General features: G+C 57.7%; 15 protein-coding genes and 1 tRNA gene. 8 read left to right on the forward strand and 8 right to left on the reverse strand.

The window, feature by feature from the left end:
• Positions 1–91 precede the first annotated feature (91 nt).
• A tRNA-Asn gene (locus tag RDQ42_RS09675) sits at positions 92–167 on the forward strand.
• Between the two features lie 48 nt (positions 168–215).
• Here RDQ42_RS09675 and RDQ42_RS09680 read toward each other — a convergent pair.
• The gene (locus RDQ42_RS09680) at positions 216–482 is read right to left on the reverse strand and encodes a cupin domain-containing protein (protein ID WP_054332430.1); all 267 of its coding nucleotides are present in this window, start codon (positions 480–482) and stop codon (positions 216–218) included.
• An 85-nt stretch (positions 483–567) separates the two neighbouring features.
• Between RDQ42_RS09680 and RDQ42_RS09685 the strand changes: the two genes are divergently transcribed.
• From RDQ42_RS09685 to RDQ42_RS09695, 3 genes are all read left to right on the forward strand, one after another.
• Positions 568–1,320 carry a heparan-alpha-glucosaminide N-acetyltransferase gene (locus tag RDQ42_RS09685; RefSeq protein ID WP_231358649.1) on the forward strand — a complete coding sequence of 251 codons (753 nt, stop codon included), beginning with the start codon at positions 568–570 and terminating at the stop codon, positions 1,318–1,320.
• Positions 1,321–1,494: 174 nt separating this feature from the next.
• Positions 1,495–1,743: a hypothetical protein gene (locus RDQ42_RS09690; RefSeq protein WP_231358650.1), complete on the forward strand. Its 249-nt coding sequence runs from the start codon at positions 1,495–1,497 to the stop codon at positions 1,741–1,743.
• A 26-nt stretch (positions 1,744–1,769) separates the two neighbouring features.
• The gene (locus tag RDQ42_RS09695; RefSeq protein ID WP_231358651.1) at positions 1,770–3,392 is read left to right on the forward strand and encodes a gamma-glutamyltransferase family protein; all 1,623 of its coding nucleotides are present in this window, start codon (positions 1,770–1,772) and stop codon (positions 3,390–3,392) included.
• 60 nt (positions 3,393–3,452) lie between these two features.
• Here RDQ42_RS09695 and typA read toward each other — a convergent pair whose 3' ends face one another.
• Positions 3,453–5,276, reverse strand: coding sequence for a translational GTPase TypA (gene typA, locus RDQ42_RS09700; RefSeq protein WP_308588593.1), 1,824 nt, complete (start codon positions 5,274–5,276; stop codon positions 3,453–3,455).
• Positions 5,277–5,546: 270 nt separating this feature from the next.
• Positions 5,547–6,134, reverse strand: coding sequence for a transcriptional repressor LexA (lexA, locus tag RDQ42_RS09705; RefSeq protein ID WP_071427463.1), 588 nt, complete (start codon positions 6,132–6,134; stop codon positions 5,547–5,549).
• 484 nt (positions 6,135–6,618) lie between these two features.
• Here lexA and RDQ42_RS09710 point away from each other — a divergent pair, with 484 nt between their 5' ends.
• Together RDQ42_RS09710 and hflX are read left to right on the forward strand one after the other, a co-directional pair.
• On the forward strand, positions 6,619–7,116 hold the full coding sequence (locus tag RDQ42_RS09710; RefSeq protein ID WP_071427462.1) for a DUF4358 domain-containing protein: 498 nt from the start codon (positions 6,619–6,621) through the stop codon (positions 7,114–7,116).
• A gap of 144 nt (positions 7,117–7,260) precedes the next feature.
• Positions 7,261–8,505, forward strand: coding sequence for a GTPase HflX (gene hflX / locus RDQ42_RS09715; protein WP_308588595.1), 1,245 nt, complete (start codon positions 7,261–7,263; stop codon positions 8,503–8,505).
• A 60-nt stretch (positions 8,506–8,565) separates the two neighbouring features.
• On the opposite strand, the gene RDQ42_RS09720 is transcribed toward hflX, so the two are convergent.
• The 3 genes from RDQ42_RS09720 to RDQ42_RS09730 all read right to left on the reverse strand — a co-directional run bounded on the left by RDQ42_RS09720 (position 8,566) and on the right by RDQ42_RS09730 (position 10,171).
• Positions 8,566–9,276 (reverse strand): DUF5714 domain-containing protein, encoded by a 711-nt coding sequence (locus tag RDQ42_RS09720; RefSeq protein WP_054332433.1) that lies wholly within the window; start codon positions 9,274–9,276, stop codon positions 8,566–8,568.
• Positions 9,277–9,315: 39 nt separating this feature from the next.
• Positions 9,316–9,822: a flavin reductase family protein gene (locus RDQ42_RS09725; RefSeq protein ID WP_054332434.1), complete on the reverse strand. Its 507-nt coding sequence runs from the start codon at positions 9,820–9,822 to the stop codon at positions 9,316–9,318.
• 91 nt (positions 9,823–9,913) lie between these two features.
• Positions 9,914–10,171, reverse strand: a complete 258-nt coding sequence (locus RDQ42_RS09730) for a hypothetical protein (RefSeq protein WP_054332435.1) — start codon at positions 10,169–10,171, stop codon at positions 9,914–9,916.
• A 111-nt stretch (positions 10,172–10,282) separates the two neighbouring features.
• On the opposite strand from RDQ42_RS09730, the gene RDQ42_RS09735 reads away from it, so the two are divergent.
• Together RDQ42_RS09735 and RDQ42_RS09740 are read left to right on the forward strand one after the other, a co-directional pair.
• Entirely contained in the window at positions 10,283–10,522 is a 240-nt protein-coding gene (locus tag RDQ42_RS09735; protein WP_054332436.1) for a helix-turn-helix domain-containing protein, read from the forward strand.
• 57 nt (positions 10,523–10,579) lie between these two features.
• Positions 10,580–11,152, forward strand: a complete 573-nt coding sequence (locus tag RDQ42_RS09740) for a nitroreductase family protein (protein ID WP_054332437.1) — start codon at positions 10,580–10,582, stop codon at positions 11,150–11,152.
• A 573-nt stretch (positions 11,153–11,725) separates the two neighbouring features.
• On the opposite strand, the gene alr is transcribed toward RDQ42_RS09740, so the two are convergent.
• Entirely contained in the window at positions 11,726–12,925 is a 1,200-nt protein-coding gene (gene alr, locus RDQ42_RS09745) for an alanine racemase (RefSeq protein WP_231358654.1), read from the reverse strand.
• Between the two features lie 194 nt (positions 12,926–13,119).
• A partial coding sequence (locus tag RDQ42_RS09750) for a glycoside hydrolase family 13 protein (RefSeq protein WP_308588596.1) occupies positions 13,120–14,764 on the reverse strand: 1,645 nt, incomplete at its 5' end.

Here is a 14,764-nt window from a genome sequence, read left to right on the forward strand (position 1 = left end):
AGCCCTTTTTTCTTTTGTATTGATAAAAATTGAAAAAAATCCTTGACATTCAACGGAGGTTTGGATATAATAATTTGTGTTGACTAGATATTCCTCCTTAGCTCAGTCGGTAGAGCATGCGGCTGTTAACCGCAGGGTCGTTGGTTCGAGCCCAACAGGGGGAGCCAAAAAGCCACCGTGTTTACGGTGGCTTTTGTTTTACCAGAATATCCGATTTATTCATCAACGGTTTGAAAATGCTTGCGCACAGTCTGCAAAATTCTCCAGGTACAGTGCATTCCCTTGGGGAAGGTAACTAGGTCGCCGGCCCCAATATTGACGGTGCGGCCATCAAAGGTAACATCCACACTGCCATGGGTAAAAAGGGCCACCTCGGTTTTGTCATAATAGCGGTCAAACTCCGCAGGTTCGCTTTCCCAAACTGGCCAGTCGGTCAATTCATACACTTCGGGGACGGTAGGTTTTTTTACCACAAGTTCCATAGGGACACCTCCAATTTGGCTCTTACTAGTATTATACTGTTTTTTGGAGAGATTAACAACCGATTGGCATGGGGAGGAGATATTTATGAAAGAGGGATTTCGCCGGGTGGGCATTTTGGATGATATCCGCGGATTGTGCGTAGTGCTGATGGTGGGATACCATGCCCTGTATGACTTGGTGGACATCTTTGGCCTTGATGTCCCTATGTTTCGCTGGGGGGTGACCAGCTTTGCCCGCACCTTGGTGGCAGCTACCTTTATGTTCATCGCCGGGATCACCTGCCGGTTTTCCCGCAGCAACTGGAAGCGGGGAGGATTGACCCTGTTGGCCGCTTTGGCGCTGACGGTGGGCACCCTGCTGGTGATGCCCTCCCAGCAGATTTGGTTTGGCATCCTTCATTTTATGGGTTCGGCTATGCTGCTGTTCGCTTTGCTGGATCCCCTTCTCAGCCGGGTTCCAACCGGCCTAGGAGTCGGTTTGTGCGCTGGCTTATTCCTTCTCTTCTATGGAGTGGAATGGGGCGTACTGGGCTTCCCAGGCTTGTGGGAGATTGCCTTGCCCCAAAGGCTTTACACAATAGGGTGGCTGTTTCCACTGGGTTTCTGTGCCCCGGGCTTTTTCAGCGCCGATTACTACCCGCTCTTACCCTGGATCTTTGTCTTTTTGGCCGGTTCCTATGTGGGCATCCCGTTGCGGGATAGCAGGGCCCCGTCCTGGTGTTACCCCACCCGCAGCCGCGCCCTCACCTGGGTGGGGCGGCATGCCATACTCATCTATCTGTTGCACCAACCGATCTTGTTCGTCTGCTTCCAGCTGTTGATCCGGTTGGTGGGATAGGCCAAAAATGATAGAAAGACCGCGCCGCGTTACATGGCGCGGTCTTTCTTTGCAGCTGGTGGAGGATGATGGCCTCATCCGGGAATGATCCAACCAGTAAAGATATAGTCGGCGCGTGTGGGGGGTGAAAACCACGATGCCGGGCAGGGATTCGCATGCGCTGCTGGTGTTTGTATGATTATCCAAGCCGGCCAAAGAATAGGGGGAACAATCCTGGGAAAAGGCCTGCGGCATAGCTCAACTGCACTTGGAATAGAGGCGGAAAAATATTCTGGTGGGGATAGGGGAGCGCTTAAAAAAGGAGTTTGGGGACAAAAAGGGACAATTTTTATTGTTTTTGCAAAAATTCCACGGCAAAGGATTGGCAGTCTCCTTCCTTTACAACTGGATCAAACTCGTGTACAATTAATTATATATCCATAAAAAGCCAAAAAGAAGGAGTGACTCAATTGGAATTTCAGTTTGATCCCCAGAAATACCAATACGCTTCCCGCCGGAAACTGACCTACGGCACCAAGGGCATGGTCTGCACCGCCCAGCCTCTGGCCGCTCAGGCGGGGCTAGATATCATCAAAGCGGGCGGCAACGCCGTAGACGCCGCCATCGCCACCGCAGCCTGCCTGACCGTGGTGGAGCCCACCGCCAACGGCATTGGGAGCGACTGCTTTGCCCTGGTTTGGATGAAGGATGAGAACAAGTTGTTCGGCCTCAACGGCAGCGGCCCCGCCCCTATGGGAATCAGTGCCGAAGCCCTGCGGGAGCAGGGGCTGAAAGAGGTCCCCATGTACGGTTGGACCCCAGTCAACGTCCCCGGCACCCCCTCTGGCTGGGCAGAACTCTCCAAGCGGTTCGGCAAGCTTCCCCTCTCCCAGGTGTTGGAGCCCGCTGCCCGGTATGCGGAAGAAGGCCACGCTGTCGCCCCTACCGTCTCCTATGCCTGGAAAGGCGCCTTGCAAAAATTCACCCCCATCTTCGGGGATCAGCCCTGCCACAAAGGCTGGTTTGACACCTTTATCAAAGACGGCAAAGCCCCTGAACCGGGCGATGTGTTTGTCTCCCAGGGCCACGCCGATACCCTGCGGGAGATCGGCCGCACCAATGCCGAGTCCTTCTACCGGGGCGCCCTGGCCGACAAGATCGACGCCTTCTCCCGGGAGACTGGCGGCTACCTGCGCAAATCCGACCTAGAGGCCTACCGCGCCGAATGGGTGGAACCCATCACCACCAATTATAAAGGCTACGATGTGTGGGAGATCCCCCCGAACGGCCATGGAATCGTCGCTCTGATGGCCCTCAACATCCTGGAGGGGATGGATATCAGCGGCTATGACCGGGGAGACGCCACCCACAAGATGATCGAGGCCATGAAGCTGGCCTTTGTAGACGGTATGCACTATGTCACCGATCCTCGGTACATGGGCGTCACCCCCGCCGAGTTGCTCTCCAAGGAGTACGCGGCCAAACGCCGGGAGCTGATCAGCGACACCGCCCTTCTGCCCGAGCACGGCGACCCCCACTGTGGCGGCACTGTCTACCTGTGCACCGCCGACGGCGAGGGCAACATGGTCTCTTACATCCAGAGCAACTACCGGGGCTTCGGCTCTGGCGTGGTTGTGCCCGGCACCGGCATCGCCCTCAACGACCGGGGCAACAACTTCACCCTGGATGAGAACCACTTCAACTGCCTGGCCCCCGGCAAAAAGCCCTACCACACCATCATCCCTGGCTTCCTGACCAAGGACGGCAAGGCGGTAGGCCCCTTCGGGGTCATGGGCGGCTTTATGCAGCCCCAGGGCCACCTGCAGGTGGTCACCGACACGGTGGACTTCCTGATGAACCCCCAGGATGCCCTGGATGCCCCCCGTTGGCAGTGGGTCGGCGGCAAGGAGATCCACGTGGAGCAGAACTTCCCCGAGGCGATCACCAAAGAGTTGATCCGTCGGGGCCACGATGTGAAGGTCCAGGCGGAGGAAACCTCCTTCGGTCGCGGCGAGATCATCTGGCGCAACGACGAAGGGGTCCTGGTGGGCGCCACCGAACCCCGTGCCGACGGCGTAGTTGCCGCTTGGTAACCCTGCAATTCCAATAAAAAATGCCCCTCCCGAATCTTCGGGAGGGGCATTTTTTATTGTTTATTTGCCTTTGAAGATGTTCTTCATCCGGTCGCTGTTGTTCAGGATGCGTTTGCGCAGCCGCAGGTTCTTGGGGGTGACTTCCAGCAGTTCATCCTCGCCCAGGAACTCTAAGCATTCCTCTAAGCTCATCCGGCGGTAGGGCACCAGGCGCAGTGCCTCATCCGAACCAGAGGCCCGCATGTTGCTGACATGTTTCTTTTTGCAGACGTTGACCGCTAGGTCCTCCGATTTGGGGGAGCAGCCCACAATCATCCCTTCATAAACCGGCACGCCGGGGCCGATGAACAGGGTGCCCCGCTCCTGGGCGTTGTAAAGGCCGTAGGTGATGGATTCGCCGGTCTCAAAGGCGATGAGGGAACCGACGGTGCGGCGGTCAATTTCCCCCTTGTAGGGCTGGTAGCCGTCAAACACCGCGTTCATGATGCCCTCGCCCCGGGTATCGGTCAAGAACTCGCTCTTGTAGCCGAACAGGCCGCGGGAGGGGACTAAAAATTCAATCCGCATCCGGGAGCCGGAGGGGGCCATGTGGACTAGTTCGCCTTTGCGGGCGCCCATCTTCTCCATGACCGAGCCCATGTACTCCTCGGGCACATCCACCAGCAGCCGCTCGATGGGCTCCAGCTTGGTGCCGTTCTCATCGGTCTGGAACAGGACGTGAGGGGTGGAGACCTGGAACTCAAAGCCTTCCCGGCGCATGGTTTCGATTAGGATGGAAAGGTGCATCTCGCCCCGGCCGCAGACCCGGAAGCTGTCGGAGGAATCGGTCTCCTCCACCCGGAGGGAGACGTCCTTGAGCAGCTCTTTAAACAGCCGGTCACGCAGCTGGCGAGAGGTGACGAACTTGCCTTCCCGGCCGGCGAAGGGGCTGTTGTTGACCGAGAAGGTCATCTCCACAGTGGGTTCGCTGATTTTGACAAAGGGCAGGGGGGAGACATCGGCCAAGTCGCAGATGGTGTTGCCGATGGTGATGTCGGTGATGCCGGAGAAGCAGATGATGTCCCCCATCTTGGCTTCCTCACAGGGGACACGTTTCAGCCCTTCGATCTGGTATATGGCGGTGATTTTGCCCCGGTAAGGCTGGATGGAGTTGTGCCAATCGCAGACCATGACGTCCTGGTTCTGGCGCAGCACGCCCCGTTCTACCCGGCCGATGGCGATACGGCCCACAAAATCGTTGTAGTCGATGGAGGAGACCAGCACCTGGGCGGGGCCTTCGATATCCCCTTCGGGAGCGGGGATCTGCTCCAGGATTTTTTCAAACAGAACCGAGAGGTCGCTGCCCAGGTTATCCGGGGAGACGCCGGCAGTGCCGTTGCGGCCGGAGCAGAAGATGATGGGGCTGTCCAGCTGCTCCTCGGAGGCGTCCAGGTCCAGGAGGAGTTCCAGGCACTCGTCCACCACTTCATAGGGGCGGGCGTCAGGCTTGTCCACCTTGTTGACCACCACAATGACCCGGTGGCCCAGTTCCAGGGCCTTCTGAAGCACAAATCGGGTCTGGGGCATGGGGCCTTCGGCGGCGTCCACCAGCAGGACAACGCCGTTGACCATCTTCAGCACCCGCTCCACCTCGCCGCCGAAGTCGGCGTGTCCGGGGGTGTCTATAATGTTGATTTTAACGCCATTCCAAACGGCGGAGGTGTTTTTGGCCAGGATGGTGATGCCCCTCTCCCGCTCCAGGTCGCCGCTGTCCATGACCCGGTCGGCCACAGCTTGGTTTTCCCGGAATGCGCCGCCCTGTTTGAGCATCTCGTCGACCAAAGTGGTTTTGCCGTGGTCAACGTGGGCGATGATAGCTATGTTGCGTAAATCTTCTCGAATCAAAATTGGAACCTCCCCAAAAGTTGCAGAGCTGCAACGAAATGTCAGTCGAATCCCCAGAGGGTTCTTCTCCCCGCCGGGCCTTTTTTACCTTGCTTATTATAAACCATTTTTGTACGATGTGCCACTGTTTTTTCAATTTCTATGTTATCTTTAACCAAACAGGGCCAGAGGAGCCGTTTTTTGTCTATTATATGACATTTTATGGCAGGCCAAACCAAAAAACGCCGCCAAATTTGGGGTTTGGCAGCGTCTGACAAGCGGTATGAATACCTATTCAAAAAAGCGCAGGACCGAAATCACCTTGCCTAAAATGGCGACCTCCTCCACGATGATGGGGTCCATGGTGTCGTTTTCCGGCTGGAGGCGGAAGTGGCCGTTCTCCTTGTAGAAGGTTTTGACGGTGGCCTCATCCCCCACCAAAGCGACCACGATCTCGCCGTTTGCGGCGACCGGGGTCCGGCGGGCGATGATGATGTCCCCATCCAGAATGGCGGCATTCACCATGCTCTCCCCCTTGACCCGCAGGGCGAACAGGTCTTTGCCCATGCCCCGGCGCACCCGGTAGGGGATGTAGTCCTCCACCTCTTCAATGGCGAGGATGGGCTGCCCAGCCGCCACGGTGCCGATGAGGGGGACACTGACGGTTTTTTCCACATTGAGGCGGATGGAGCGGTTGGTCCGGTCTCCCATTAAGATATAGCCTTTCGCCTCCAGGGAGCGCAGGTATTTGTGGGCGGTGGAAGTGGATTTGATGGAGAGTTCGCTGCAGATTTCCCGGACAGTGGGGGGGACGCCGTCATTGATCCGATCGGTGATATAACGAAGAACCAAGGCTTCCTTGGAATTGAGCTGATCCATGGTGGGAACCTCCTTTGGTGGGTGGCTTTTGTTCTGGTTACCAACAGTATACCAAACTTTACTGCAAATTTCAAACATATGTTTTTAACAAATGATGCCATTTAAGTTTAATCTTTATTCACAGGGGTTTAACAAACAATTTCGACCGGTGAGTATAATAAAAACATACCCGATCAACAGGCGCAGCCGCAGCGTTTGCGGGTATGCTCTACCCTCCTCAGAAAAACACACCTCAAACTGTGGAAAAGAACAGGCGTCGCCGCAGACGCTTGTTCTTTTTCATTGCAGGGGAATGGATGGCGAATGGGACAAAAAGGGAGGAGAACCTACAAAACGCCAGGTTTTCCCTGCTTTTTTTCTAAAAATAGGGGCAGGGGCATGGGGAATCCTTGACAGGAGGCGGGAAAACTGGATATACTACAAAGACAGGCAGTTTTCGCGTTTCTGTGAAAACCAAACGGAAAAAGGAATGAAGAGGATCCAAATGAAACAGTTTGTATCAATTGTAGCCATGGTGTTCGCCGTCCTGGTCATCGGCGGCTGCGGCGCCTCCAGCGGGGACCCGGCCACAACCCAAAGCCAGCCCGCACAGGAGGCCAATCCCGCAGGGGCCATTGAGAAAATCTACGAGACCATTGAGATGCGCGGCCTGGTGGATGCCCAGGATGAAGACGTGACCGACCGTTTCCAGATGAACCTGGAGAATATAGAAAGCTACAACATCCGCTATTCCCTGGGGCGGTTCGGGGTGGCGGACACCTTTATTATCAAACCGGCAGAGGGCAAGGAAAGCGATGTGTGGGACGACCTGGCGGCGGTCAAAAACGCCCGTATCGAAGAATTTGAGAAGTATGATATTTTGGGCGCCTATGAAATCTCCAAGGATGCGGAGATCTACACCAGGGGCGATTACGTCATCATGGTGATGCACCAGGACAACGACGCGGCAAAAAAAATTATTGAGGAATACATCCCCGCATAGGGGGTCGGCCCTGCCAAGACGGCGGGGCTGTTTTTGTTTTATCTCCACAGGGGTTTGCGGTTGCGGAATTGGAAAAACTAAGATACAATGGTTCCAAAGAAATATAGAAATACAGTGCGCCAGCCAGGCGCAGGAGGAAATAGAATGTACGAAAATGAGATAAAACCGCAAACTGCCGTCCTGGTGGCGGTGGACACTGGGGAATACGACATCGATGTCTCCCTGGATGAGCTGGAGGAGCTGGCGGCCACCGCCGGAGCCCAGGTCATCGGACGGATGGTGCAGAAGCGCACCGACATGGATGTCGCCACCTGCATCGGCTCCGGGCGGCTGGCGGAACTGGCCCTCTTCTGCGAGAACACCCAGGCGGACATGGTGATCTTTGACCACGAGCTGACCCCTGCCCAGCTGCGCAACATCGAGGACGCCTGTGATACCTCGGTGCTGGACCGCACCATGCTGATCTTGGACATCTTCGCCCAGCGGGCCCGCTCCGGCGAGGGAAAGCTCCAGGTGGAACTGGCCCAGCAGCGGTACTTGTTGCCCCGGCTGGCCGGTCTTGGCAACATCCTCTCCCGGCAGGGGGGAGGCATCGGCACCCGGGGCCCTGGCGAAACCAAGCTGGAAACCGACCGGCGGCACATCCGCGCCCGGATTCACGCCCTGGAGGAACGGTTGGAAAGCCTGACCCGCCACCGGGAAAACCTGCGGGCCCGCCGCAAAAAGGACGGTGTCACCACCGTGGCCATCGTGGGGTACACCAATGTGGGGAAATCCACCCTGCTCAACGCCCTGACTGACGCGGGGGTGCTGGCGGAGGACAAGCTGTTCGCCACCCTGGACCCCACTGCCCGGGCCTTGCTGCTGCCCGACGGCCGCAGCGTCATGCTCATCGACACTGTTGGGCTGGTGCGCCGCCTGCCCCACCATTTGGTGGAGGCGTTTAAATCCACCTTGGAGGAAGCAGCCCAAGCGGATCTGCTCCTCAACGTCTGCGATATCTCCAGCGAGGAGAAGGCCGAGCAGGTGGAGGTGACCCAGCAGCTGCTGGGGGAATTGGGGGTGGCGGATACGCCGGTCCTCACCGTCCTCAACAAGTGTGATAAGGTGGCCCAGCTCCCCCTCACCTTGGGGGAGTCCACGGTGGCCATCAGCGCCCGCACCGGCTATGGGTTTGAAGAGCTATTGCAGAAGATCGCCCGGCTCCTGCCCCAAACCCAGCGCCGGATGAAGCTGCTGATCCCCTACGACAAGGGCAATCTCCTCAGCGAAATCCGGGAGGAGGGGAAGATCTTCTCGGAGGAATACACCCCCGAAGGCACCTTGGTGGACGCCTTGGTAGAGATGAAGCTCCTTCACAAGGTGGAGGGCATGGTAAAGCGGGATTAAAACGATAACCCCCTGCGAAAAGAGCAAATCTCTCTTTTCGCAGGGGGTTTTTTCTTGGAATCAACCCTGATGCAAAGGGTTAAACGGGCATTTCTTGCGCAGGCACTGCTGGTTTTCCGGGAAGAAGGCGCACTGGATCTTCTCCGGCAGCTCCATGGAAACACCCAGCTTTTCCCGGGCAAACTTCACCGCCTCGATGGTGGCGAGGAAGGAATTCCGCTTGCAGCAGCGGGGCCCGCCCACCGCGGCCAGGGAGGCGAGGGCCCGGGAGGTCATCTCGTTGCACAGGCCCCAGCTTTTGCCGGAAAGAGGGCTGGATCCGGTGACAATGCTGACAAAAATACCGGTGCTCACCGCTGCGCCGCAGCAGCCCCAGAACCCGCAGGCCCCGCCGGGCACCTGTTGCCCCCGCTGGGCCATCTCGGCGAGGGCTTGCTCCAAATCCAATTCCCCGCCGGCATTGCGATAGGCGGCCAGCAGGGCGGCCCCCACCATCACATGGTGTTCCGGGCCGTGCATGTAGACAAAGGGGTCCTCCATCAGGGATTGGAGGATCGCGATGGGGTTTTTGGATGGGGTTTTCCGGCAGCCTTCCATCACCACCTCGATCCCCCGCTTGCTGTGGCATTCGTCACAGATAAAGTGGCCCTCCTCACACTGGGCGTTGGAGGGGAATTTCCGGTGGCAGAGGGAGCACTCCATCTCCCGGGCCTCCTGGAAATACACAAGGGGCGCCCCACAGATGAGGCAGGCGCCTTCCGATCGTTTCATAGACGTCCTCCTGACATGGGTTGGGGATGACAAGGGAAATTACTCCCGCACCAGGACTTTGAGGATTTTGCCCACATACATCTTGTGGAAATCCCGCTCCGGGTAGGATTTTTCCATCACTTCTTTGCAGAGGAACTCCTCTTCGGTGAGGGTGTGGGCATACAATTTCTGGCAGAGCAGCACCACCTTGGCCTCTTCCGGGTAGGGGACGCCGTCCTCATGGGCCAGGTGGAAGCCGGTCTTTTGGAATTTGTCCTCATCCCGGCCGGAGGCGGAGCCGAAATAACCCAGCTCTTTGCGGTACTTCTCCTCGTAGAAGGAGACCGAATAGACGTCAGAGGCTTCGGTCAGCCCATAGGTGTACCGCTGGGGGCGGACAAAGGTGAAGGCCACCAGCTCGTTCCACAGCTGGCCGAAACCGCCCCAGCTGATGGTCATGGCGTTGGCTTTGCCGTCCGCCTCGGCGGTGATGAGGGCCCAATCCTTGGCGATCATTTTAAAGAGGTTGCCTTCCAGCTCATAGGGGGTAATTTCACGAAATGCCATAGTAGGTTCCACTCCTTTTTCAGGTTTGTATGATATTGATATATTTCTATCATACCAGGTCTTGGGAAAAAAGCAAGAGGGAACCGGGGGGCTATTGCAAATCCTTCGGCAGGCCGTCGAGCATCCGCTTGAAGAGGGCCAGGGACAAGGGGGAATAATCCCCTTCCTCCACCGCCCGGCGGGCGAGGGCTTCGATGTCCCCATCGGTGACGGGCGGTTCGTCCCGCACCATTTCCTCCGCAAGCTCCCAGTGGGTGATCACCCAGCAGAAGGCTTGGAAGGCCCCCGGGGAGAGGTCTTTCAGCTCTTGCAACGATTTTTCCATGTTTTTCCGCGTTTCTTCATCCATAAAATTTTCCTCCATTTTGGTTTTGTAATGTATACATTACAATTTTACCACCGACAATTGGGTAAAATCAATAGTGTAACGTATATATTACAAAAAATCGGAGGGGGCTCCATGACAGACAAGATTAAACAGGATATTTCTATCGGGGCAAACTTGAAACGGCTCCGCAAAAACGCCAAATTATCGCAGGAACAGGTTTCCGCCAAATTGGATCTTATGGGGCTTTCCACCAGCCGGGAAATTATTTCGCTGATGGAATCAGGTAGTTACAGCATTCGAGTTAGCGTGCTGTTGGCGCTTAAAGAAATCTACCATGTGGACACCTTTGACGAGTTTTTTCGGGATTTATAGATTTTATGGTATCATAAAAACAGCACTGAAATGCGACACGAATAGGAGGAAGCAACTATGCTCAAAGACCTGGTCAAACAAAGCCGCAGCTACCGTAGCTTCGACCCTGCGGTGAAAATCACCCAAGAACAGCTGCTGGAATTTGCAGACGCCGCCCGCCTGACCCCTTCCACCACCAATTTGCAGGCCATCAAATTCAAGCTGGTCAGCGACCCCGCCCAGGTGGAATCCCTGGTGGAGCGCACCACCTTGGCCGCCGCCCTGCGCCCTTTGGTGCTCCCGCCAAAGGGGCATCACCCCGCCGCGTTTATCGTGGTGTGCATCGACACCGCCATCGCCAAGAACCCCACCCCGTTTTTGAAAGATGTGGGCATCGCCGCCCAGACCATCCTTCTCTGCGCCGCGGAGCAGGGCCTGGGGGGCTGTATGGTGGGCAACTTCCAGCCGGAGGCCATCCGGGAGGCGCTGGGCCTTGGGGAGGAAATCCTTCCCTCTTTGTGCATCTGCCTGGGCAAGCCGGATGAAACGGTGGTACTGGAGGAGATGCAGGACGGCAAAACCGCCTATTACCGGGATGAAGCTGGGGTACACCACGTGCCCAAGCGCAGCCTAAAAGAGATTTTGCTGTAATCAAAAAAAGCCAGCCTAAAAGAGGCTGGTTTTTTTATGGATAGGGCTGCCGGCCCCCAACCCCTAGTTGTAAGGGGCCCTCGTGCCGGCCCCTTAAACCCCCGGCCAGGAGGGCTTTATCAAGATTCTAACTTGAAACTGGTCTAGCAGGGCGTTGCGCACCCCTGCACCCCGCGCACCCTTTTTTATGTGAAAAAAGGGTGGCAAAAAGCACATTTAAGGGGGAATAGGCAAACTCGCGACACAGGAAAAGCCTATTCCCCCTTAAAAATCCCCCTCTGCCTAGGTGAGGTTGTTTTGAAAAGTGGGCTTCTTGCAGCCCCGCGAGGGCATCCGCGTCAGCGGAAAGATTTCCTGCTTGAGGCGTGGAGAGCCTCTAAGGGAAATCTTCCGAGCGTACCCATTGTGGCGAAGCAGGGGGACCGGGGTCTCCCCGGCGAGCTTTGGTTCCTTTCTCTCGTCAGAAAGGAACCACGGGGGTTTGGGGGCGTGCAGCGCCCCATAAAACCAATTCCAAGATGAAATCTTGCCTAGGCTTGGGGTGCGGGGGCTGGAAGCCCCAAGAGATTTGGACTATAGGTCAAAATCCTTTTTTAGGTATTCGGCCACGCCGATGTCCATCCCGCCTTTGCGGTACACCCGGGGGACCCGTTTGCCCACCAGACAGATCTTTTCATAATTGACGGTATCGCTCAGGGCGGCGAAGTCGTCGAAGGAGATGGCATTCTCCCCGTCCTGGCCCACCACCGTGACCAAATCCAGCTCCTGGGCGTCGGGGATATCGGTCAGATCCACCATCAGTTGGTCCATGCAGACCCGGCCGATCACCGGGGCAAATTTCCCCCGGATCAGCACTTTCGCCTTGCCGGAGAGGTTCCGCTCAAACCCATCGGCATAGCCGATGGAGACGGTGCCCACCCGCATCTTGTGGGGGGCGGTGAAGATCCGGCCATAGCTGAGGGTGGTGCCCGCCGCCACCGTTTTGACCAAAGTCAAGGTGGAGTAGAGGGACATGGCCGGGGAAAGGGGCATCCTGCCTTGGCAGTCGGCGCTGGGGGAAAGGCCGTAGAGAATCACCCCGGGCCGCACCATATCCAGGTGCATTTCCGGGTAATTGATCACTCCGGCGCTGTTGCAGCAGTGGCGGATGCCGGTGGGGATGCCCCGCTCCTCCAACTGGGAGAGGGCTTCCTGGAACCGCTGGAATTGGAGCTTGGTAAAGGCAACCGATTCCGGGTCATCCTCATCGGCCACCGCAAAGTGGGTAAAGGTGCCAGTGATGGAGAGATTGGGCATTTTGGCGATCTCCCCAATTTCATCCAGCGAGCGGTTCAAATCCTCCCCGTAGGCGAGGAATCCCAGCCGGGACATGCCGGTGTCAAGTTTGATGTGGACTTCCAGCACGTCCTCACTGGCCTGGGCGATCTCCTGGAGGGAGCGGGCGTATTCCAGGGAGGGGATCATCTGGGTGATGTTGTAGCGGGAGAGAAGACCGGCCATCTGCACCGGGGTGGGCCCAAAGATCAAGGTGGGGTGGCAGATGCCGTGGCGGCGAAGGCTGACGGCCTCGTCGATGTTGGAGACGCCAAACCAATCCACCCCTGCACGGGCCATGGCAGTGGCGACAAACCGGTCCCCGTGGCCGTAGGCATCGGCCTTGACCACCGCCATCAGGCGGCATCCAGGGGCCAGACGGGCGCGGACGGCGGCGATATTCCGGCCGATGGCGTCCAGGTCGATGGTGGCCCAGCTTCTCTTTAAAAACTCTCTCACAAACAGGTCTCCTTCCCAAGATGTATGGAAAAGCGCGGCAGGTGCCGCGCCGGCAATTGGATTTCATTTTTATGAGTATACCACCGAAGACGGTCAAAAACAACCAAAAATTCACAGCCTTTAAAGGGGGAGCCCCCCAGAAGGAAATGGGCCTAGGCCCAGCGGCGGTGCTGTTTCAGGGGATGGCGCCGGGATCAGTGTTCTTCCGGTGTGGCAAGGATTTGGAAGGATTCCCCAGGGAGCTCCTTTCCCGCTGGGCCGGCAAACAGCTCGCATCCATCCCGCAACTGGGCGGGCAGGGGGATGGCCAAGGGGACGCTGCCCCGGTTGACCGAGAGGATCACCCGGTGTTCCCCAGCCTGGCGCAGATAGGCGCAGCCTTCCCGGGAGGCGAACAGGGGGACAAAGGAGCCATTTTCTGCCAGGGCAGGGTGGCGGCGCAGTTGCCCCAGCCGCCGGTAGTGGGCGAGTAGGCCGGTGTCCTCCAGCCCCCAGGGGTAGGTGGTGCGGTTAAAAGGGTCCTTCAGGCCGGAAAGTCCGGCTTCGTCCCCATAATAGAGGCAGGGGATTCCGGGCAGGGTGTATTGGATGGCGCTGGCCAAGCACAGTCGGCGCTTGCCCGCTGCGTACTCCTCCAGGGAGAGGAAGTGGTGGTTTGCCTGCCACACCCGGTCGTGCCCTTCTGGGTTCACCCCGGCCAACAGGGAGATGGCCCGAGGGGTGTCGTGGGTGGAGAGGGTGTTCATTAACCCTCGGATCACCGGGGCGGGATAGTGTTCCAGTACCGTCAAAATCCCCTGGAGGAGGCCTTCTCCGCCGCCGAACCGGACAAAATTCAGAATGGCGCTTTGGAAAGGGTAGTTCATCACGCTGTCCAGCTGCCGCCCTAAGAGATACCGCCTGCGCTGGCCGTAGCTGACCTTGTTGGAAGCGTCTTCCCACACCTCCCCCAAAAGGGCGGCCTCTGGGGAGACGGCTTTGACCCGTTCCCGCAGCCGGTCCAGGAAGGAATCGGGCAGTTCGTCAGCTACATCCAGCCGGAAACCGGAGGCCCCCAGCCCCAGCCAGCGCTCCACCACATCTAGGATAAACGCCTGGTAGGAGGGGTTCTCCTCCTCCACTTCGGGTAGGGAATCGAAGTTCCACCAACTTTGGTAGCTGCCGTCCTGCCGGAAGCGGTACCATTCCCGGTAGGGGCTTTGGGGATCGCGGTAGGCGCCGCCCTCCCCATACCGGCCCTCCCGGTTGAAGTAGATGCTGTCGCTGCCGGTGTGGCTGAACACCCCGTCTAAGAACACGGCCATGCCCAGGGCCTTTGCCTCTTGGCACAGGAGGGAAAAGTCCTCTTGGGTGCCCAGCATGGGGTCGATTTTGGTGTAGTCGGCGGTGTTGTACCGGTGGTTGGAGTGGGCTTCAAACACCGGGTTGAGGTAGAGGGCAGTCACCCCCAAAGAGGAGAGGTAGGGCAGCTTTTCCCGGATGCCCTTTAAATCCCCGCCGTAGTAGTCGTTGTTGCGGTATTCCCCATCTGGGTCAGGCAGGTACTGGGGGAATTCCAGCCAGTCCCCATGGAATTTCCGGTCAGCGGGGACATTCTCCTTAGTCGACCCGCTGCTGCAAAAGCGGTCGGGGAAAATCTGGTACAGCACCCCTTTTTGGAGGGGGGCCGGGGTGGACATGGCCCCGTCGTAAACGGTCAGCTGCCAGAGGGCATCCCCCTCTTGGGCGAGAATCCCCTGGTTTTGCCCATCGGGCAGCAGGCGGAAGGAGCCGTCCTCGGTGGACAGCTCAAACCGGTAAAAGAGGAGGGCGGGCTCCTGGGGGACAAAACTGCCCTGC

Origin of the sequence: uncultured Merdimmobilis sp. (assembly GCF_902471145.1) — a bacterium.
Taxonomy (GTDB): domain Bacteria; phylum Bacillota; class Clostridia; order Oscillospirales; family Ruminococcaceae; genus Merdimmobilis; species Merdimmobilis hominis.